General features: G+C 63.7%; 12 protein-coding genes and 1 pseudogene. 8 read left to right on the forward strand and 5 right to left on the reverse strand.

Annotation, left to right across the window (positions count from 1 at the left end; genetic code table 11):
- Window positions 1-147 precede the first annotated feature (147 nt).
- Window positions 148-741: pseudogene (locus tag CAF74_RS29620) on the forward strand (methyl-accepting chemotaxis protein); the annotation flags it as partial.
- 210 nt (window positions 742-951) lie between these two features.
- Here the strand turns inward: CAF74_RS29620 and CAF74_RS07225 are convergent.
- The gene (locus tag CAF74_RS07225) at window positions 952-1,887 is read right to left on the reverse strand and encodes a LysR family transcriptional regulator (protein WP_085745873.1); all 936 of its coding nucleotides are present in this window, start codon (window positions 1,885-1,887) and stop codon (window positions 952-954) included.
- Between the two features lie 111 nt (window positions 1,888-1,998).
- Here CAF74_RS07225 and CAF74_RS07230 point away from each other — a divergent pair, with 111 nt between their 5' ends.
- From CAF74_RS07230 to CAF74_RS07240, 3 genes are all read left to right on the forward strand, one after another.
- Window positions 1,999-2,487, forward strand: a complete 489-nt coding sequence (locus tag CAF74_RS07230) for a DMT family transporter (protein WP_039770247.1) — start codon at window positions 1,999-2,001, stop codon at window positions 2,485-2,487.
- Between the two features lie 3 nt (window positions 2,488-2,490).
- Window positions 2,491-2,946: a DMT family transporter gene (locus CAF74_RS07235; RefSeq protein WP_085686889.1), complete on the forward strand. Its 456-nt coding sequence runs from the start codon at window positions 2,491-2,493 to the stop codon at window positions 2,944-2,946.
- Window positions 2,947-3,369: 423 nt separating this feature from the next.
- Window positions 3,370-3,537: a metallothionein gene (locus CAF74_RS07240; RefSeq protein WP_074689145.1), complete on the forward strand. Its 168-nt coding sequence runs from the start codon at window positions 3,370-3,372 to the stop codon at window positions 3,535-3,537.
- Between the two features lie 24 nt (window positions 3,538-3,561).
- Here CAF74_RS07240 and CAF74_RS07245 read toward each other — a convergent pair whose 3' ends face one another.
- Window positions 3,562-3,834, reverse strand: a complete 273-nt coding sequence (locus CAF74_RS07245) for a hypothetical protein (RefSeq protein ID WP_085745874.1) — start codon at window positions 3,832-3,834, stop codon at window positions 3,562-3,564.
- A gap of 38 nt (window positions 3,835-3,872) precedes the next feature.
- Complete coding sequence (locus CAF74_RS07250; protein ID WP_011335095.1) at window positions 3,873-4,100, reverse strand: DUF6555 family protein; 228 nt, start codon at window positions 4,098-4,100, stop codon at window positions 3,873-3,875.
- A 137-nt stretch (window positions 4,101-4,237) separates the two neighbouring features.
- Here CAF74_RS07250 and CAF74_RS07255 point away from each other — a divergent pair, with 137 nt between their 5' ends.
- From CAF74_RS07255 to CAF74_RS07265, 3 genes are all read left to right on the forward strand, one after another.
- The gene (locus CAF74_RS07255) at window positions 4,238-5,026 is read left to right on the forward strand and encodes a helix-turn-helix domain-containing protein (RefSeq protein WP_085745875.1); all 789 of its coding nucleotides are present in this window, start codon (window positions 4,238-4,240) and stop codon (window positions 5,024-5,026) included.
- A gap of 89 nt (window positions 5,027-5,115) precedes the next feature.
- Window positions 5,116-5,289: a DUF1427 family protein gene (locus CAF74_RS07260; protein ID WP_007958996.1), complete on the forward strand. Its 174-nt coding sequence runs from the start codon at window positions 5,116-5,118 to the stop codon at window positions 5,287-5,289.
- 31 nt (window positions 5,290-5,320) lie between these two features.
- A complete protein-coding gene (locus CAF74_RS07265) occupies window positions 5,321-6,277 on the forward strand; it encodes a zinc-binding alcohol dehydrogenase family protein (RefSeq protein ID WP_085745876.1) in 957 nt (318 codons plus the stop codon).
- A 139-nt stretch (window positions 6,278-6,416) separates the two neighbouring features.
- On the opposite strand, the gene CAF74_RS07270 is transcribed toward CAF74_RS07265, so the two are convergent.
- Window positions 6,417-6,794 (reverse strand): DUF6124 family protein, encoded by a 378-nt coding sequence (locus CAF74_RS07270; protein WP_039770242.1) that lies wholly within the window; start codon window positions 6,792-6,794, stop codon window positions 6,417-6,419.
- Between the two features lie 487 nt (window positions 6,795-7,281).
- Window positions 7,282-8,241, reverse strand: a complete 960-nt coding sequence (locus tag CAF74_RS07275; RefSeq protein ID WP_085745877.1) for a nucleoside-specific channel-forming protein Tsx — start codon at window positions 8,239-8,241, stop codon at window positions 7,282-7,284.
- Between the two features lie 410 nt (window positions 8,242-8,651).
- On the opposite strand from CAF74_RS07275, the gene CAF74_RS07280 reads away from it, so the two are divergent.
- Complete coding sequence (locus CAF74_RS07280; RefSeq protein WP_085745878.1) at window positions 8,652-19,175, forward strand: autotransporter-associated beta strand repeat-containing protein; 10,524 nt, start codon at window positions 8,652-8,654, stop codon at window positions 19,173-19,175.
- The last annotated feature ends 15 nt before the right edge of the window (window positions 19,176-19,190 follow it).

A 19,190-nucleotide genomic window follows, 5' to 3' on the forward strand; every position in this document is an offset into this window, starting at 1 on the left:
CACGAAACCGATCAGGTCGCCACGGCGATCAACGAGATGTCCGCCGCCGCCCAGGAAGTCGCCAAGAGCGCGCAGAACGCCGCCGTCGCCGCGCAGCAGACCGACGAAGAGGGCCAGACCGCCAAGCGCGTGGTGGCCGGCAGCATCAAGCAGATTCATGCGCTGGTGGACGACATCCGCAGCAGCGGCGTGTCCCTCGACAGCCTGCAGCAGGACGTGTCGTCGATTGTCGGCGTGCTCGGGGTGATCCGTTCGATTGCCGAACAGACCAACCTGCTGGCGCTCAACGCCGCGATCGAAGCGGCCCGGGCCGGTGAGGCCGGGCGCGGTTTTGCGGTGGTGGCGGACGAGGTGCGGGCGCTGGCGTCGCGCACGCAGATCAGTACGCAGGAAATTCAGGGCATGATCGACCGCTTGCAGGCGGGTACGCAGTCGGCGGTGGAAGCGATGCGCCGTTCCAGCGAGGCGGGTGACGGTACTTCGGCTCAAGCCAATCAGGCGGGGGCGTCGCTGGATGCGATGGCGGATCTGATTGCGACCATCAACTCGATGAACGCGCAGATTGCCAGTGCCGCTGAAGAGCAGACGGCTGTGGCGGAAGAGATCAACCGCAGCGTGCACCAGATTGCGGTGGCGGTGGATAACGTGGCGGATGAGACACAGTTGGGGGCGCAGACCTCGCGCAGTCTCGCGGAGTTGGGGCAGCGGCTTGGGAAGTTGGTGGGGCAGTTCCGGATCTGACCCCCAAAGGCCCCCTCACCCTAACCCTCTCCCGGAGGGAGAGGGGACTGACCGCAGTGTCTTGCGTCATACATCGACCTGAAAAATCGTGTCGATTATGGATTCACAGCCGATCGCTCATGTCGGCGTATCTCTCGAATATCCCCCGTTCGGTTCCCTCTCCCTCCGGGAGAGGGCTAGGGTGAGGGCCGGCTTTTGACTTTGGCGAGCTCAGGGCCTGTCCCAGTAGGGGACTTCGCCAAAGCACTCGATAAAAAAGTCGATGACCGTCCGCACCTTCACCGACAACCGCCGGCTCCCCGGCCACAGCACCGAAATCTGCTGCGGCTCGACACTGTTCGACACCTGATAATCCCCCAACACCGGCACCAGCGTGCCCTCGCGCACCGCCTCGCCGATCAGCCATGACGGAAACATCACCAGCCCCAGCCCTTGCACAGCGGCCTGGGTCAACGTGTCCGCATGGTTGCCGGTGATCGGACCCTTGACTGCATACGGCGTCCACTCGCCCTGATCCTGCCGGAAGAACCAGCGCTGCAGGCCGGTCGCGCCCTTGTAGGCCAGGCACTGGTGGCGGGCGAGGTCTTCGGGATGCTGTGGCGTGCCGAAGCGCTTGAGATACGCGGGACTTGCCGCGACCTGAAACCGGTGCGGCGCGAGGATCCGCGCCTGCATGCTTGAGTCGTGCAGCGGGCCGATGCGGAACAGCAGGTCGGCGCCTTCCTGTAGCGGATCGATATAGTGGTCGGTCTGCTGGATGTCCAGTTGCAGCTTCGGATAGCGCTCACACAAATGGCCGAGCCATGGCGTCAGATGACGTTGGCCGAACACTACCGGGGCGTTGATCCGCACCAGGCCGGTCGGTTCGCTTTGCTGTTCCTGCAACGCCTGTTCGGCCTCTTCCAGTTGCACCAGTACCAGCCGCGCGTGGTGGCCGAGCATGCGCCCGGCTTCGGTCGGCGTGACCGCTCGGGTGTGGCGGTAGAGCAGCTGCTGGTTCAGCGCTTGCTCCATCAACTGGATCTGCCGGGAAATCGAGGAGGGCGCCACGCCCTCGCGGCGGGCGACTTCGGAAAAACTGCCGTGGTCGAGCACCGCCACAAACAGCCTTAGCGCCTTGAATCCCAGTTCGTTGAGCCCGTGCATGGTCTGTCCTGCTGTGCGATTTGCGCAAAAGTGTTGTCCGGATGCTCCCATTTATCGCACAGCTGCGCCAGCCGATAATCCGCGCCATCGTTTCCTTCAGAGGTTTTTCAGATGCAGTCGTTTGATGAAGTGAGTGCCGCGCCGGCGCCGGTAGCGCGGCCCGGTTTGCGTTTGTTGCTGTTGCCGCTGGTGATTCTGGCTGGCATGGGTTTGTCGGTGGAGGCGGGGTTGCTGGGGCCGTTGGGTGAGCAGGTCGGGCATTTGTGGGCGACCTTGAGCATCTTCGGGGTGGGCTCGGCGATTCTGTTTTTGTTGTTGCTGTTTGCGGGGCCGCAGAAGGGGCCGGCGCTGACCGATCTGCCGCGCTGGCAGTTGATCGGCGGGTTTCTGGGGCCGATGTATGTGGTGGTGTTGACGCTGGCGACGCCGCATATCGGGATTGCGATGACGATGATTGCGATTTTGTCGGGGCAGGTTGGCAAGAGTGTGTTGATTGACCATTTCGGGTGGTTTGGGGCTACGCGCAAGAAGGTCAATGCTGAGCGGTGGCTGGCGTTGGGGTTGATTGTGGCGGCTTTGGTTTTGATTGCGCGGGGGTGAGTGATGAGTCTGGTTATTTTGTTGGCGGTGGTGGTGTTGGCCGGTGCGGTGTTGAGTGTGCAGGCGGCGATCAATGGGCGGTTGGGGGAGACCGTTGGGGTGTTGCGCAGCAGTTTGTTGACGTTTGTCGTCGGCGCCGTTTCTACGGGGTTGTTGATTTTGTTTTTTGAGCCTGCTCAGGCGGTGAGTTTGCTGGAGGTGCCGAAGTGGCAGTTGAGCGGGGCGCTGTTTGGGGTGGTTTATATGATGGTGATGGTGGGGGCGGTGCCTCGGGTGGGGACGGCTGTGGCGACGGTGGCGGTGATTGTCGGGCAGTTGGGGATGGGGATGTTGATTGATAATTTTGGGTGGTTGGGGAATCCGGCGATTGAGCTGTCTTCTAGTCGAGTTTTGGCGATGGTTTGTCTCGGGTTGGCGCTGGTTTTCATGTATCGCAGTAGCGTGCGGCAGGCTGATTGATTGAGTGAATATCCGTTTCTTCGGGGGTGGCTGCTTATGGTTCCGCCCTTACGGCGGGTCACTTTTTCCAAACGCCGAAAAAGTAACCAAAAAGGCTTTACCCTGACGTACGGCCCTCGCTGTGGCTCGGGTTCCTTCGCTCCGGGATTGATCCGGGGGCATCGCCTACGGTTTGCTTCGCTGCACCTCCTCTCGATGCATGCGGCTGCGCCGCACGGTCGCTGCGCTCCCACCCCCGGATCAATCCCTCCACTCAGCCTGCCGACGGGCGTTGCGATCAAAAGCGGTACTCGAGCTAACGCTCATCGTGTTGAGTGGTGGAGGGGTAGGGGGACTAGGTGGTTAGGTGCTTTTCACCTTCTACACTGGTAGCACGGCTTGTTCTTTCGGCCTCAGACAACCACCACCGAAGGAGTCTGTTCCATGGCAGATAGAAAATGCGATTGTCCGGGATGTCGTTGCACGATCAAGGAGGGTGAGCATTCTTATGTGGCGCACGGGAAGCATTATTGCTGTGAGGCCTGTGCGCATCATCACAAGAGTGGTGAGGAGTGTTCGGGCAAGGGGTGTCAGTGTGCGCATCCCAAGTAATCTCGGGTATGGAATAAGTGGAGCCTAGTCGGGCTCCACTTCCAGTTTCAGGCTGTCGTCGTCCAGGCGTTCGGTGTGGCGGACGTTGCCTTGCAGGCGGCGGCCTTCGACGTTGACGACGATGGTTTTGGCCTTTTCGAGGTCTTCCGGCAAGGGGGCCGGGACGCGCAGGGCGAAGCGGTAGGGGTCGTTTTCGACGGGTTCCAGGCCAACCGGGCAGTCGACGCTTTTGGTGATGCGGCCAAAGAGGGTGTCCAGGCCGTAGTCCAGGTGCGCCGGGCTGTTGATGGTTGTCATGTGTAATCCCCCGAAATAGTCCCCGCCTGCGCGCAAGCTTAGCTTGCCGGTCGCCATGTGACGTTTTCCACGCCGAATTTTTCTGCCATCGGCTTGCTGGTCTTCTGCACTTTCTCCCGGCCGAAACGCGGGATGCGGCCGACCCCTGCGTCGCAGCTTGCCCAGTGCCACGCCTCGGTGTTGTCCATTTTGTCCGAGCGGATAATGAACGACTTTGGCGCGCCGTGAAGGGTGTAATCGATGACGTACAGTTTTGCGTTGTTCATAAAGCCCATCTTCCTCCCTGTGGTAATAGAAGGATCGCTGGGCTCCGGGAAAATTCACTCGGATTGTCCGACGGTATCTATCAATGGCAAGGGACGAGGCGCACTGGTTACCATGGCGCTCTCACCAACCCCGATGAATGCTCGCCATGGCCCTCGCTGCGCCCCCTGATTTGAGTGATACCGATGTGCCGGTGCAGCCGCTGGCGCGCACCTATCCGCGTGGGTTGTTTATCGAGCCGCACGAGCATGTGTGGGGGCAGTTGCTGTATGCGATGAGCGGGGTGATGTGGGTCGAGACCCCGCACGAGGCGCTGGTGGTGCCGCCGCAGCGGGCGGTGTGGTTGCCGCCGGGGGTGCCACACGGGATTCGGGTGGTGTCGGATTTGCAGATGCGCAATATCTACTTGCGCCCGGCGCTGGCTGCGACGCTGGATGAGACGGTGCAGGTGATCGAGGTCGGCGGTCTGCTGCGTGAGTTGATCGTCGGGCTGGTGGCGCAGGGCGACAGCGGCGATGCCGAGTACTACGAGGCACTGGTCGGGCTGGCGCTGCTGGAGCTGAAACGCGCAAGGCGTTCACAGCTGAAGATCCCGCTGCCTGACGATGCCGACCGGCGGCTGATGAGCCTGTGTCAGGCGGTGATGGCCGCGCCGTCGCTGGACATTCCTTTTGAACAACATGCCGAAAACGCCGGGGCCAGCGTGCGCACCCTGGCGCGGTTGTTCAAGGAAGGGTTGGGCATGGGCTTCGCCGAGTGGCGGCGGCAGGTGCAGTTGGCGACGGCAGTGGCGGAGTTGATCCAGGGTGTGCCGGTCAGCGCGATTGCCCGTGAGCTGGGTTATTCGCCGAGCAGTTTCAGCGACATGTTCCGCCGGGAGCTGGGTGTCGCCCCTTCGCAATTCGATAGCGGGCCGCTTGCCGGCTGATTTGGCCGAAATTCAGAAGTCCTTGGCCGATGCCGGTCGCAGCCTTTCCCTAGACTTTGCCCATTCCCTTTGTGTGGCGGAGTGATCCCATGAATTACCTGATTTCACTGGGCGTCGGTCTGGGTGTCGGCCTGCTGTATGGCGCGCTGGATGTCCGTTCTCCGGCGCCGCCGACCATTGCGCTGGTGGGCCTGCTGGGCATGCTGGCGGGCGAGCAGTTGTGGCCGATGGGCCGGCAACTGGTCAGTGGCTGGCTGTCCTGAATCCTGTCTTTTTCCTTCGGTGGAGATTTCCATGAAAGCACTGCAATTCGATAAAACCGGCGACCTGTCGTCCCTGCGCTTCGTCGAGGTGCCGACGCCGGTGCCGGACGCTGACGAGGTGCTGGTGCAGATCAGGGCTGCCGGCCTCAATCCCAGCGACGTCAAGAACGTGCTCGGGCGTTTCCCGTACACCACGCTGCCGCGTATTCCCGGTCGGGACTTTGCCGGTGTGGTGGTCGAAGGGCCGCAAGGGTTGATCGGTCAGGAGGTCTGGGGCACCGGGCGTGAGCTGGGTTTTTTCGCCGATGGCTCCCACGCACAGTTCGTCAAACTGCCGGCCAATGGCGTGGCGCACAAGCCTTCGCATTTGAGTTTCACCCAGGCCGCCAGCCTCGGCGTGCCGTACACCACGGCGTGGGATGCGCTGGAGCGCAGTCTGGTCAGTGCCGAAACCCGTTTGCTGGTGATTGGCGGCGGGGCGGTGGCGACGGCGGCACTGGCGCTGGCCAAGGTGCGCGGCGCGCAGTTGCTGGCGGCGGCGCGGCGGCCGGAGCAGGTCAAGGACTTGCAGGCGCAGGGTTATCAGACGATTCAGCTGGATAAACCCGAGGATCTGGGTGCGCAGGTCAACGCCGTGTATCGCGGTGGTGCCGATGTGATCTTCGACACCACCGGGTTCTGGCTGCCAGCGTCGGTGCCGGCGTTGGCACCGTTCGGGCGGATCGCGATCATCGCTGCGCCAGTCGATGGGCATGTGCAGTTGCCGGCGCTGGCGCTGTATCGCAAGGGCGGTTCGGTGGTCGGCATCAACTCGTTGCTGTATGGCGTTGAGGCCTGCGCGGCGATGCTGGAACAGTTTGGCCGGTTCTTCGACGAAGACCTGCTGCCACTGCCGCAAGGGCTGGTGGAAGCCCCGCTGGCCGAAGGGCTGGCGCGGTATGCCGATGTGAATCAGGGCAGTGGCGACAAGGTCATCCTGATTCCCTGAGCGACACCAATGCATTAGATCGTTCCCACGCTCTGCGTGGGAATGCCTCAATGGACGCTCTGCGTCCGCTCTTTGGGACGCGGAGCGTCCCGGGCTGCATTCCCACGCAGAGCGTGGGAACGATCAGTCGATCAATCGATCAGGCTGCAGCGGACGCCTCAGTCTTCACTTCCAGATTATCCAGCACCCGATTCACCGCCAGCTCACCCAGCATGATCAGTTGCGCAATCCCCAACAGCACATGCCGCTGCGGGCCATCCACCAGCCCGGCGAAGTCATTGGCCATCACCTTGGCCGAGGTCAGAGTTTCGCAGGCGTCGGCCAGCAGTTCTTCGTTGTCGATGCCGGGGGCGATGAGGTAGCGGGTGTTGTGTTTGAGCAGGGGTTTTCGGGGGAGCAGTGGATTGAGATAGTGATCGAGGGCGCGTTCGGCGGCTTCGTGGAATTTCTTGGAGTCGAGGGTTTCGTAGGGCGAGGTGGGGTCGGTTTCGGGTGGATTGGGTGTGGGTTTGATCATGGTGAAGCTCCTATAAGAGTGGAGCCGCCCGGAGCTGTCGCTAAACAGGAAGGTGGCGGCTGTACGCAGGTTAGCGAACCGGTTATAGGCACCCGGCAGACCCGAGGGTCTCCCGCATACAGCCACCATAGCGGAGTTGCAGACGATGAGCCTGCGACAAAGCATGGAGCGCTGATGCACCTATTTATGATTCGAGTCGCTAAACCCGATCGCTGTTTTTCAGCGACCGCCAAACAATAGAACCCGCCCCCAAGGCGCACAAGCCGGCGGATTCTGGCGGATGCGTAGGCAAAGGCGCAAGGTCGCGTGGCTTTGAGGACATAATCTTCAACACTCTTCAACACTGCGTTGATTTGTGCCCGAAACGACAAAACTCGCCGTCCCGATCAAACGGGGCGGCGGGTTTGTATACCTGATGCGCTGTATTGTTCTGTAGGCGTCAACGCGAGCAGTCTCGCCAGTATGTTCAGCCTTGAAAGGGGCGGGATCAGAACTGATACCCGACCCCCGCGTAATACCCCCAGCCATTGGAACGTGCACGGAAATTACCGTCGCCGAAGTTCAGCTCGCTGCCGTCCTCCCAGTTGCCGCCGTTGTGGAAGTAACGGCCGACCAAAGTGAAGCGCAAGTGGGTGAACGAGTACAGCAACACGTTGGTCGCCACCGTGGCATTGGCGGTGCGCGCCGGGTTGTCCTTGTGGATGTCCGAGCCGAAATCGAAGTTGGTGAAGCCGATGTAGGTCAGCGAGGCGCCGTTGCTGAATTTGTCGATCGGCACGATGTACTTGAGTTGCGCGCGGTAGCCGTCCCACGAATATTCGTTGCTGGCCCCGTAGTTTTCCCACTGGTAGCGCCCGTACAGGTTGGCCGACAGATTGACCCGTGAATGGGTGTCGATGTCGGTGCCGAAGCCGCTGTACAGCGTGTTGGCGCGGTTCTCTTTGCGGCTGCCGTGGTCGTAGATCCAGTCGAACGCAACGTACCATTCCTTGAACGGCCCGATGGCCAGGCTGCGGCCGGCGAGGTAGTCGATGGAGATGCGCGGCTCGTGCTCCATGAACACCGGCGAGCCGTGATCCCACACGCCTTTGTCGTGGCTGTTGCCGATGTTGAAGATCTTCGGAATGTCGATGTAGCCGTACAGTTCGAACGGCCCCTTGCGCCCGAAGTACTCGTATTCCAGGTAGATGTCGTCGGCCGGTTGCGGGCCGAAGCTGATGTCCTTGCTGCCGATCAGCATCAGGTCCTGGTTGTACCAGTCCGACAGGTACGCGCCTTTTTTCGGCGGGCTGGCTTCGGGGCTGAGGGCTTCACCCTGGGCGGATTCATCGGGCAGGGCGGTTTGCGCCATCGCGGAGTGACTGAGAACTCCGGTAACGCCGGCCAGTAGCAGGGAAACAGCAAAGGTGCGCACACCGCGACGACGGTGGCAGGAGAAAACGTGCATTCAAAGTCCTTTTTGCGGATCAAGGCCCGGAATCATGGGGGCTGTACGGTTTTGTAACGAAAAGGCAGTCAACAGCGACTCGCAAACGTTTGCACAAGCCGTACCAGTTTCTCAAGTGGCTGAAAAATCGATTGATTCGCGGGTATACCTGGCGACTCGGTCAACTCCGCTCAAAAACGCCTGAAATAGCCCTCAAGTCCTTGCTCAGAACGGCCGGAAGTATCGACGCAGGGCCTTATCGCACAAAAGTATTAACACTATTTAACCGGTGCCCCATCGCAGGGCTTCAACTAGCGTGTGTCTGGAATGGGACGGTTTATCTGATGACCGTCATACGCTTGATACGCGTGTTGGATCTTGCCGCAGTTGCACGCCTTCAAGGACGAAATCGGCCACGAAAGGAGTAACCCGTGGAAGCAAGGTTTGGTGTCGCCCTCGTTTCGCGTTTTTCCCCACTGTCCCTTGCTGTGCATCTGAGCGTCGCCGGACTCTTGTTCGGTGGTGTCAGCGAGCAGGCGTTCGCCACCTGCTCGGCGGCGGGCTCCACGATTACCTGTTCGGGCGTCCCGACCCTGCCGCTGTTTCTCAATGACTACAGCAGTGCCACCAGCGGCCTGACGGTCAACGTCAACTCGGGCGCGCAGATGAATGCGACGCTGGGCGGCAAGGTCATCAACCTGACCGGGGCCAACATCAACCTGAACAACTCCGGCACCGTCGACCCGGCCTTGCTGGGCCTGGTGTCGATCCTCAGTGGCGGTGCATTCATCGGCACCGGCGCGACCAGCACGGTCAGCGTGGTCAACAATGCCAGCGGGATCATGCGTGGCACAGGGATGTTGCTCGGCCTCAACCTCACCAGCATTGACGGCCTGGCTATCGGCGTGAACAACGCGGCGGCGGGTACCACGACCATTACCAACAACGGCACCATTACGTCCACAGGGCTGTCGGTCGGCGGCATCACCCTGGCCGATACCCCGGTGGTCGGGGTGTATGGCGGCTCGCAAGTCAACATGACCAACAGTGCCAGCGGCACGATCAACGGCCGGATTGCGTTCGAGACGTCGGCAGCAGGCAACACCTTCACCAACGCCGGTAACATCACCGGCGGTGTGTCGATGGGCGCGGGCAGCACCAACACCTTCTACGCGATCACCGGTTCCAGCGTTAACGTCGGTGACGGTGTGCAAGTGTCCGTCGGCCTCGGTGGCCTGGTCGGCATCAACCTGACCTTCGCCCCGACCGGCACCATCGATGGCGGCGCGGGGGGCACCAACACGCTGATCCTGCAAAACCCGATCGGCGTCGGTGGTGGCGTCACCGGGACCGGCACCGCGTCCAGCGCGACCTACGTCAACTTCAACAACCTGACCCTCAACAGCGGCACCTGGACCTTGCAGGGGCCGTTGGTCAGCGGGGCGACCACACTCAATGGCGGTGTCGCGCAGTTCAACGACAACGCCGCGTTCGGCAGCGGTGTGCTGACGTCCAACGGCGGGATCCTCCAGGCCAGCAACGCGGGACTGTCGCTGGCCAACCAGATCAATCTGGGCGCGAGCGGCCTGACCCTGCAGGGCATCAACGGCACGACCCTCAACGGCGTGATTTCCGGTACTGGCGGCCTGACCAAGATCGGCAGCGGTCAGCTCAACCTCAACGGCATCAACACTTACACCGGCAACACTGTGCTCAACGGCGGCACAGTGCTAGTGGGTAATAACTCGGCATTCAGCACTGGCGGCATTACGGTCGGCGGCGCTTCGAGCATCTCGGCAACGACGCCGATTTCGCTGGCCAACGCGATCACGCTCAACAGCACCCTGACCGCAACCGGCACCGGAGCGCTGACCCTGGGCGGGGTGATCAGCGGTACCAGCAACCTGACCAAGACCGGCAGCGGCAGCCTGACCCTCAACGGCATCAACACCTACACCGGGAACACCAGCCTCAACGCCGGCACCTTGCGCGTCGGCAACAACAACGCCCTGGGCACCGGTGTCCTCAACACCAGCAACGGTACCAGTCTCGACAGCACCGGCAACGTGACGCTGGCCAACAACGTCGGTATCACCGGTACGTTGAACGTGCTCGGCAGCAATGCCCTGACCCTCGCCGGCGTCGTGTCCGGCACCGGGGCGATTACCAAAAGCGGCAGCGCCAGCCTGACCCTGACCGGCAACAACACCAACAGCGGCACCACCGTGCTCAATGGCGGCAGCTTGCTCGTCGGCAGCAACACCGCCCTCGGCACGGGCGCGTTGAACGCAGCGGCCGGCACTACGCTGGATGCGACCACCGCCGTGACCCTGGCCAACGCGGTGGCGCTGGCGGCGGATCTGACCATCGGCGGTACTCAGGCGCTGGGCTTGAGCGGGGTCATCAGCGGCGCCGGCAACCTGATCAAGAACGGCACCGCGAACCTGACCCTCAGCGGCAACAACACCTTCTCCGGCGGCACGGCACTGAATGCCGGGACACTGATCGTCGGCTCCAACACCGCGCTGGGCACCGGCGCGCTGACCACGGCGGCGGGCACCACCCTCGATGCCAGCACCACTGTGGCACTGAGCAACGCCGTCGCCCTCGGCGGCAACCTGAACATTGGCGGCAGCGCCAACCTGACCCTCGGCGGCGTGGTCAGCGGCAGCGGCGGGCTGACCAAGAACGGCGCGGCGAACCTGATTCTCAACGGCACCAACACGTTCCTCGGTGCTATTGCGTTGAACGCAGGCACCATTACGGCGGGCGCCAACGCTGCGCTCGGCAGTGGCAATATCACTGTCGGCGGCGCGGCGACTCTCGACAGCAATACCGCGGTGACGCTGAACAACAACGTCATTCTCAACAATAATCTGGCGATCGGCGGCAGCAATGCACTGACCCTCGGCGGCGTGATCAGCGGCGCCAGTCAATTGATCAAGAACGGCACGGCAAACCTGACCCTCAACGGCGCCAACACCTTCACCGGCGGCGCTGCACTCAACGCCGGCAGCCTGACCGTCGGCAACGGCGCGGCACTCGGCACCGGCACGCTGACCGTGGGCGGGTCGGGCGGCACGCTCAACAGCAGCGCCAACGTGATGCTGAACAACGCCATTGCCCTGAACGCCAACCTGACCGCCGGTGGCGCTAACCCGCTGACCCTCGGCGGCGTGATCAGCGGCGGCAGCAACCTGATCAAGACCGGTGCTTCGACCCTGACCCTGACCGGCAACAACACCTACACCGGCGCTACTTCGCTGAACGCCGGGACGTTGGTGGTTGGTTCCAACACCGCCCTCGGAACCGGCATTCTCAACGCCGCCAACGGCACCACACTGGATGCCAGCACAGCGGCGAGCCTGGCCAACAACGTCAACCTCGGCGGCAACGTGACCATCGGTGGCAGCAACGCGCTGACCCTCGCGGGCGTGGTCTCCGGTGTCGGCGGCCTGACCAAAAGCGGCCCGGCCGATCTGATCCTTAACGGCGCCAACACCTACTTCGGCAACACCGCGCTGAACGTCGGCAAGCTGATTGTCGGCAGCAATACCGCACTGGGCAGCGGTGTACTGAACGCAGCGGCCGGCACCACGCTGGACACCAACACCGCCGTCACTCTGGGCAATCAGGTCAACCTCGCCGGTGCGATGAACATCGATGGCAGCGCCGATCTGACCCTAACCGGAACCGTCGCTGGCGCCGGCAGCCTGGTGAAAAACGGTGCGGCTAACCTGAACCTCAACGGCACCAACACCTACGCCGGCGGCACCACGCTGAACGCCGGTACGCTGACGGTCGGCAATAGCTCGGCGCTCGGCACCGGCGCCTTGACCGTCGGCGGTGCGGCCACCCTCGACAGCAGTTCGCCGCTGGTCAGCCTGACTAACGCGGTCGTGTTGAATGCGGCCCTGAGCGTTGGCGGCACACAGAACCTGACCCTCGGCGGCGTGCTCAGTGGCACCGGCCAACTGGTCAAGAACGGCAGCGCCAACCTGACCGTAAACGGCACCAACACCTTCAGCGGCGGCACCACCCTCAACGCCGGCACCCTGACCCTCGGCGCGCCCGGCGCATTGGGCAGCGGCACGCTCACCGTCGGTGGCGCCGCGACGCTGGACAACAGCAGCGCTTTCACCCTCGGCAACAACATCACCCTCGATGCCGGGCTGACCCTGGCCGGCAACAACGGCCTGACTCTCAGCGGCGTGATCGACGGCGCCGGCAGCCTGACCAAGACCGGCCTGGACGACCTGACCCTCAGCGGCAACAACACCTTCACCGGTGCGCTGAACATTGCCGCCGGCAGCGTCACCACCGTGAGCAGCGGGGCGCTGGGCAACACCTCCGGCGCCAACGTCAGCGCCGGCGCCAGCCTCAATCTGGGCAGCAACGCCAGCCTCAACGGCCTGAGCGGCAGCGGCAGCGTGCAGATCGGCGGCGGCAACACATTGACCGTGGGCGGGGTCAGCAGCACCAGCACCTTCGACGGCGACCTCAGCGGCAACGGCGGCCTGACCAAGGTCGGCACCGGCACCCTGAACCTGACCGGGATCAACGGCATCGTCGGCAACACCGCCGTCAACGGCGGCACCCTGAACCTCAGCGGTTCGCTGGCCAGTGCCCAGGTCAACGTCAATACCGGCGCCACCCTCACTGGTAACGGTTCGGCGCTCGGCGCGATGACCATCAACAGCGGCGGTCACCTGGCCCTGTCGTCGGGTAATACACTCTCGGCCGGATCATTGACGCTCGCAGCCGGCAGCAATGTCGATGCGGCGCTGGGGACGCCATCGACCACGTCACTGATGAACGTCGGCGGCAACCTCACCCTCGACGGTAATCTCAACGTCACCGATGCCGGTGGTTTCGGCGTCGGTGTGTATCGTCTGTTCAACTACACCGGTGCCCTGACCAATCTGGGCCTGGACGTTGCCAGCGTGCCGGTCGGTTATGGGCTGGGCGATCTGGTGGTGCAGACCGGGGTCGCCAATCAGATCAACATTCAGGTTTCGGCGCCGAATTCGGACATTCGTTACTGGGACGGCAGCCAGACCATCGCCAACGGTACTGTCGATGGCGGCAGCGGTACCTGGAACGGCGCCGGCACCAACTGGACCGACGCCAATGGTCTGGTCAATCAGACCTGGGCCGGCGACTTCGCGGTGTTCCAGGGCACGGCCGGCACGGTATCGGTCAATGGCACGCAACTGTTCACCGGCATGCAGTTCCTCACCGATGGCTACAACGTGGTCAACGGCACCTCGGGACTGCTGACCGCCGTCAACGGTGCCGGCGGCACCACGGCGATGCGCGTTGATCCCGGCGTGACCGCCACGGTCGGCGTGAACATCAACGGCAGTGGCATTCTCAATAAACTCGACAGCGGCACCCTGGTGCTCAATGGCGCCAACAGCTACACCGGCGGCACGCAACTCGATGGCGGCAAAATCGTGGTCGGCAACAACACCGCGCTGGGCAGCGGTGCGTTGATCGCCAATGCCGGCACGCAACTGGACAGCAACACCGCCGTGACCCTGGCCAACGCAACCACGCTCAACGGCAACCTGACGATCCTTGGCAGCAACGCGCTGACCCTCAACGGTGTGATCAACGGTACCGGTGGGCTGATCAAGAATGGCGCGGCCAACCTGACCCTTGGCGGCAACAACGCCTTCCTCGGGCCGGTGGCACTGAACGCGGGCGGTCTGATTCTGGCGTCGAACAGCGCGCTGGGCTCGGCCACCCTGAACGCGGCGAACGGCACTACCCTGGATGCCAGCAGTGCTGTCACGGCGGGTAACGCGATCAACCTGGCGGGCAACCTCGGTATCGTCGGCAGCAACGATCTGACACTCAGCGGTGCGATCAACGGCGCCGGCAGCCTGACCAAGAACGGCGCGGCCAACCTGATCCTGAGCGGGGCCAACAACTTCCTCGGCGGCGTCACCCTCAACGCCGGCACCCTGACCGCCGGCAGCAACGGCGCTCTCGGTCTGGGCAACCTGACCGTGGCCGGCGCTTCAGCGCTGGACAGCAACACTTCGGTGTCGCTGGGCAACAACGTGGTGCTCAACGCCAACCTGACCAATACCGGCAACAGCGACGTAGCGCTCAGCGGTGTGGTCAGCGGCACTGGCGGTCTGATCAAGAACGGCGCCTCCAATCTGACCCTCAACGGCATCAACACCTATAGCGGCGGCACCACGCTGAACGCCGGCACCGTGACCCTCGGCACCTCGGCAGGCCTGGGTTCCGGCGCGGTGACCGTGGCGGGCGCTTCGACCCTCGACACCACGGCGCCGCTGGTGCTGGCCAACAACCTCAACGTCAATGCTAACCTGAGCGTGGCCGGCAACAACAACCTGACCCTCGGTGGCGTGATCGCCGGGGCGGGCACCCTGACCAAGAACGGTCTGGCCGACCTGACGCTGTCCGGCAACAACACCTTCAGCGGCACCTTCGAAGTGCAATCCGGCAGCCTGACCACCCTGGGCAACTCGGCACTGGGCAGCAATGCCGGGGTCAATCTCGGCGCTGCGGCGACCCTCAACCTCGGCGGTTCCGGCAGCCTCGCCAGCCTGACCGGCAGCGGCACCGCACTGATCGGCGGCGGCAACACGCTGAGCATCGGCGGCAACAACGCCAGCAGCATTTTCGATGGCGTGCTCACCGGTACCGGCGAGTTGAGCAAACTCGGCACCGGTACGCTGACCCTCACCGGCCTCAACAGCCTGACCGGCAACACCACGGTCAATGCTGGCACCTTGAACGTCAGCGGCTCGCTGGACAGCGCCAGTGTGCTGGTCAACAGCGGCGGCACTCTGACCGGCGGCGGCTCGCTCGGCGGAGCCGTGACCGTGGCGGATGGCGGTCATCTGGCTGGCGCCACCGGCAGCACCCTGTCGGTGAATTCGCTGGTGTTCAACACCAACTCCAACTTCGATGTCGGCCTCGGCACACCGGTTTCCGGTGGCGGCAACGCGCTGGTCAACGTCGGCGGCAACCTGACGCTCGACGGTACCCTCAACGTCAGCGACATCGGCGGCTTCGGCAGCGGCGTGTACCGGTTGATCAACTACACCGGCGGCCTGACCGACAACGGCATGCTGATCGGCACCGTGCCGGGCAGTGTCACCCCGGGCGATCTGACCCTGCAGACCGCGCTGGCCAACCAGATCAACCTGCTGGTCACCGCACCAGGCGTTACCGTGCAGTTCTGGGACGGCAATCAACTCGTTGCCAACGGTTCGGTGGATGGCGGCAGCGGCACCTGGGGCACCGGCACCACCAACTGGACCGACGTCAACGGCACCACCAATCAGGCCTGGACCAACAGCTTCGCGGTGTTCCAGGGCACGGCGGGCACCGTCACGGTGAACGGCGCGCAAACCATCACCGGCATGCAGTTCGTCACCGATGGCTACAGCCTGCAGAACGGCACGGCCGGTTCGCTGAATCTGGTCAACGGGTCGCTGGGCAATGCCACCGTGCGGGTCGATCCGAACGTCACCGCCACCGTGGGCGTGGCGCTCAACGGCGCCGGCACACTGGGCAAATACGACACCGGCACCCTGGTGCTCAACGCCGCCAACGGCTACACCGGCGGCACCGCGCTCAATGGCGGCAAAATCGTGGTCGGCAACAACTCAGCCCTCGGCACCGGCGTGTTGACCGCCGCCAACGGCACGGCGCTGGACAGCAACGCAGCGGTCAGTCTGGCCAACGCCGTGGTGCTCAACGGCGGACTCACCGTCGCCGGCTCCAACGCATTGACCCTCGACGGTGTCGTCAGCGGCAGCGGCAGTCTGATCAAGACTGGCGCCTCAAGCCTGACTCTCAACGGTAGCAATACTTACAGCGGCGGTACTCAACTGTCCGGCGGCTCGCTGATCCTGGGCAACAACAGCGCGATCAGCAGCGGCGCTCTCAGCGTGCTGGGCAACGGCACCCTCGACAGTACCTCTGCGCTGCAACTGGCCAATGCCATCAACCTGGGTGCGGAATTGACCCTGGCCGGCAACCAGAACACCACGCTGATCGGTGCAATCACCGGCAGCGGCAGTCTGGTGAAAAACGGCAGTGGCGACCTCGTCCTTAGCGGTGCCAATACCTACAGCGGCGGTACGACGCTGAACGGCGGCAGCACCCGTGGCGACACCAGCAGCCTGCAAGGCGCCATCGCCAACAACGCGACGCTGACCTTCGAGCAGAACAGCGACGGCAGCTACACCGGCAACCTGACGGGCGTCGGCACACTCAACAAAACCGGTACCGGCGCCTTGCTGCTGACCGGCAACAACACCTTTACCGGCAACACCGCGGTGCAGGCCGGTTCGCTGAACGTCAACGGTGTGTTCAACAGTGCCAGCGTCAACGTTGCCAGTGGGGCGGCGATCGGCGGCAGCGGCGTGTTCGCAGGCGCCGTGCAACTGGCCAACGGTGCGACGCTGACGGGCGGCGGCGCTGCAACGCCGTTGTCGGTCGGTTCGCTGGCGTTGTCGTCGGGCACCAACCTGGACTTCACCCTCGGCTCGGCCGCCAGTTCCACCACAGTGGTCAACGTCGCCGGCAACCTGACCCTCGACGGCACGCTGAACATCAGCAATGCCGGCGGCTTCGGCACCGGGGTCTATCAACTGTTCAGCTACGGCGGCAGCCTGACCGACAACGGTCTGGTCTACGGCAGCCTGCCGGTGTCGGCGGCCAACCTGACCCTGCAGACCGCGCTGGCCAATCAGGTCAACCTGCTGGTGCAGAACACCCCGGGTGAAGTGCAGTTCTGGAACGGCGGCACCACCAACCCGGACGGCAGCATCGGTGGCGGCAGCGGCGTGTGGGGGCCGGGCACCAACTGGACCGATCCGAGCGGTACTCAGGCGTTGGCGTCGAACGGTCAGTTCGCCGTGTTCGGCGGGCAGAGCGGCACGGTCACGGTGCAAGGCAATCAGAACTTTACCGGGTTGCAGTTCCTCTCCAGCGGTTACAGCCTCGTTCCAGGTGCTGGCGGTACGCTGACCCCGGTCAACGGCCCGGGTGGCAGCCTCGCTCCGGTGCGGGTGAATGCCGGTGGCAGCGCGGAAATTTCCGCACCGCTGGTGGGCAGTGGCGGTATCGAGAAACTGGATTCCGGCACTCTGGTCCTCAGCGGCGCCAACACCTACAGCGGCGGGACCACGGTCAGCGGCGGTACGCTGATCGGTAATACCACCAGCCTGCAAGGCAACATCCTCAACAACGCATCGCTGGTGTTCCAGCAGAACACCAATGGCCAGTTCAACGGACGCCTCAGCGGTGTCGGCGCCCTGGCCAAACGCGGTGCCGCGCGCTTGCTGCTGACCGGTGATCAACCCTTCAGCGGCACCGTGGCGGTGGATCAGGGCGTGCTGCAAGTCGGCAGCCGTGCGGCGCGGGCGTCCCTCGCCGGCCAGGTCACCGTGGCCAATGGCGCGGGCCTGAGCGGTAATGGTAGCGTCGGGTCGGTGGTCAACCATGGCGTGGTGGCTTCCGGTGGCGAGGACGGCACCTTGAGTGTCGCCGGCAACCTGACCAACGCCGCCGACGGTGTGCTGGCCCTGACTGTCAGCTCGCCGACCGCCACTCCGCTGGCCGTCGGTGGTACCGCGACTCTGAGCGGTGGTCTGCAGGTCAACAGCCTGGCACCGTTCACCGGCAATACCGTGTACTCGCTGATCACCGCCGGTGGCGGGGTGACCGGCACCTTCAGCGCCGCCGACCTGCCGCAATACGCGTTCCTCAATACTGCGCTGGTGTACGACGCTAACGCGGTGAACCTGGTGGTCAGCCGCAACGGCAACTCGTTCGTCGACGTTGCCGCCACCCGCAACCAGCGCAATACCGCTTCGGCGTTGATGCGCAACGGTGCGGCGGGCGCTGCGTTGCAGAACGAAATCGTCAACCTCAGCGTGGCCGGGGCACGTAACGCCTTCGACAGTCTGTCGGGGGAAATCCATGCCAGCACCGCCAGCGCAATCCTCGAGGATTCGCGATACGTGCGGGATGCGGTCAACGACCGTATGCGCCAGCCGTCGTGCAGCGCGCCGGACGATCCACGCCGCGCCCTGGCCCCGAGCGACAACCAGCTGAGCAGCAACGGCTGCCACGGCGAAATGGTCGGCTGGGCCCGCGCACTCGGCGCCTGGGGCGAGTCGGATGGCGACAGCAACAGTGCGAAGCTGGATCGCAACCTGAGCGGCTTCATGCTCGGCACCGACAAACAGATCGACGACCAATGGCGCGTCGGCATGGCCGCCGGCTACACCCGCAGCGATCTGGATGCCCATGATCGTCGTTCGAATGCCACGGTCGAGAGCTACCACCTGGCGGCGTACCTCAACTCGCAATTCGATGCCCTGGCAGTGCGCCTCGGTGCGGCGTACAGCTGGCATGACATCGAGACCAAACGCGACGTCAGCGTCGGCGCCTACAACGATCGGTTGAAGGCCAATTACGACGCCCGCAGCGCCCAGGTGTTCGGTGAAGTCGGTTATGCCATCGAAGCGGCCGGGATTGCCCTGGAACCGTTCGCCGGCCTGGCGTACGTCAACTACGACAGTGACAAGGCCAAGGAGAAAGGCGGAGTAGGGCGTCTACGCGCCGAGTCCGATCAGGACATCACCTTCTCGACCCTGGGCGTGCGCGCCGGCAAGGTCATCACCCTGGCCAACGGCGGGCAGTTCACCCCGCGCGCGGCTCTCGGCTGGCGGCATGCCTTCGGCGACACCAAACCTGACGCCGACCTGACCTTCATCGACGGCGGCGCCTCGTTCAACACCCAGGGCGTGCCGATTGCCAAGGACAGCGCGGTGGTCGAAGCAGGCGTGGACTTCCAGATCAGCCCGACTGGCAAACTCGGTATCGGTTATTCGGGACAGCTGTCGAACGAGAGCAACGACCATGCGATGACCATCAGCTTCAGCCTCGGGTTCTGATTCAGGAGCGAAGCA

It is taken from the genome of Pseudomonas sp. R45(2017) (genome assembly GCF_002112305.1).
Lineage (GTDB): Bacteria > Pseudomonadota > Gammaproteobacteria > Pseudomonadales > Pseudomonadaceae > Aquipseudomonas > Aquipseudomonas paraglycinae.

Excerpts from the sequence above, each read along its gene's own strand:
- CAF74_RS07270 (WP_039770242.1), bottom strand. The coding sequence starts at position 6,794 with ATGATCAAACCCACACCCAATCCACCCGAAACCGACCCCACCTCGCCC.
- CAF74_RS07255 (WP_085745875.1), top strand. The coding sequence starts at position 4,238 with ATGCTCGCCATGGCCCTCGCTGCGCCCCCTGATTTGAGTGATACCGAT.
- CAF74_RS07265 (WP_085745876.1), top strand. The coding sequence starts at position 5,321 with ATGAAAGCACTGCAATTCGATAAAACCGGCGACCTGTCGTCCCTGCGC.
- CAF74_RS07260 (WP_007958996.1), top strand. The coding sequence starts at position 5,116 with ATGAATTACCTGATTTCACTGGGCGTCGGTCTGGGTGTCGGCCTGCTG.
- CAF74_RS07235 (WP_085686889.1), top strand. The coding sequence starts at position 2,491 with ATGAGTCTGGTTATTTTGTTGGCGGTGGTGGTGTTGGCCGGTGCGGTG.
- CAF74_RS07240 (WP_074689145.1), top strand. The coding sequence starts at position 3,370 with ATGGCAGATAGAAAATGCGATTGTCCGGGATGTCGTTGCACGATCAAG.
- CAF74_RS07250 (WP_011335095.1), bottom strand. The coding sequence starts at position 4,100 with ATGAACAACGCAAAACTGTACGTCATCGATTACACCCTTCACGGCGCG.
- CAF74_RS07245 (WP_085745874.1), bottom strand. The coding sequence starts at position 3,834 with ATGACAACCATCAACAGCCCGGCGCACCTGGACTACGGCCTGGACACC.
- CAF74_RS07230 (WP_039770247.1), top strand. The coding sequence starts at position 1,999 with ATGCAGTCGTTTGATGAAGTGAGTGCCGCGCCGGCGCCGGTAGCGCGG.
- CAF74_RS07225 (WP_085745873.1), bottom strand. The coding sequence starts at position 1,887 with ATGCACGGGCTCAACGAACTGGGATTCAAGGCGCTAAGGCTGTTTGTG.
- CAF74_RS07275 (WP_085745877.1), bottom strand. The coding sequence starts at position 8,241 with ATGCACGTTTTCTCCTGCCACCGTCGTCGCGGTGTGCGCACCTTTGCT.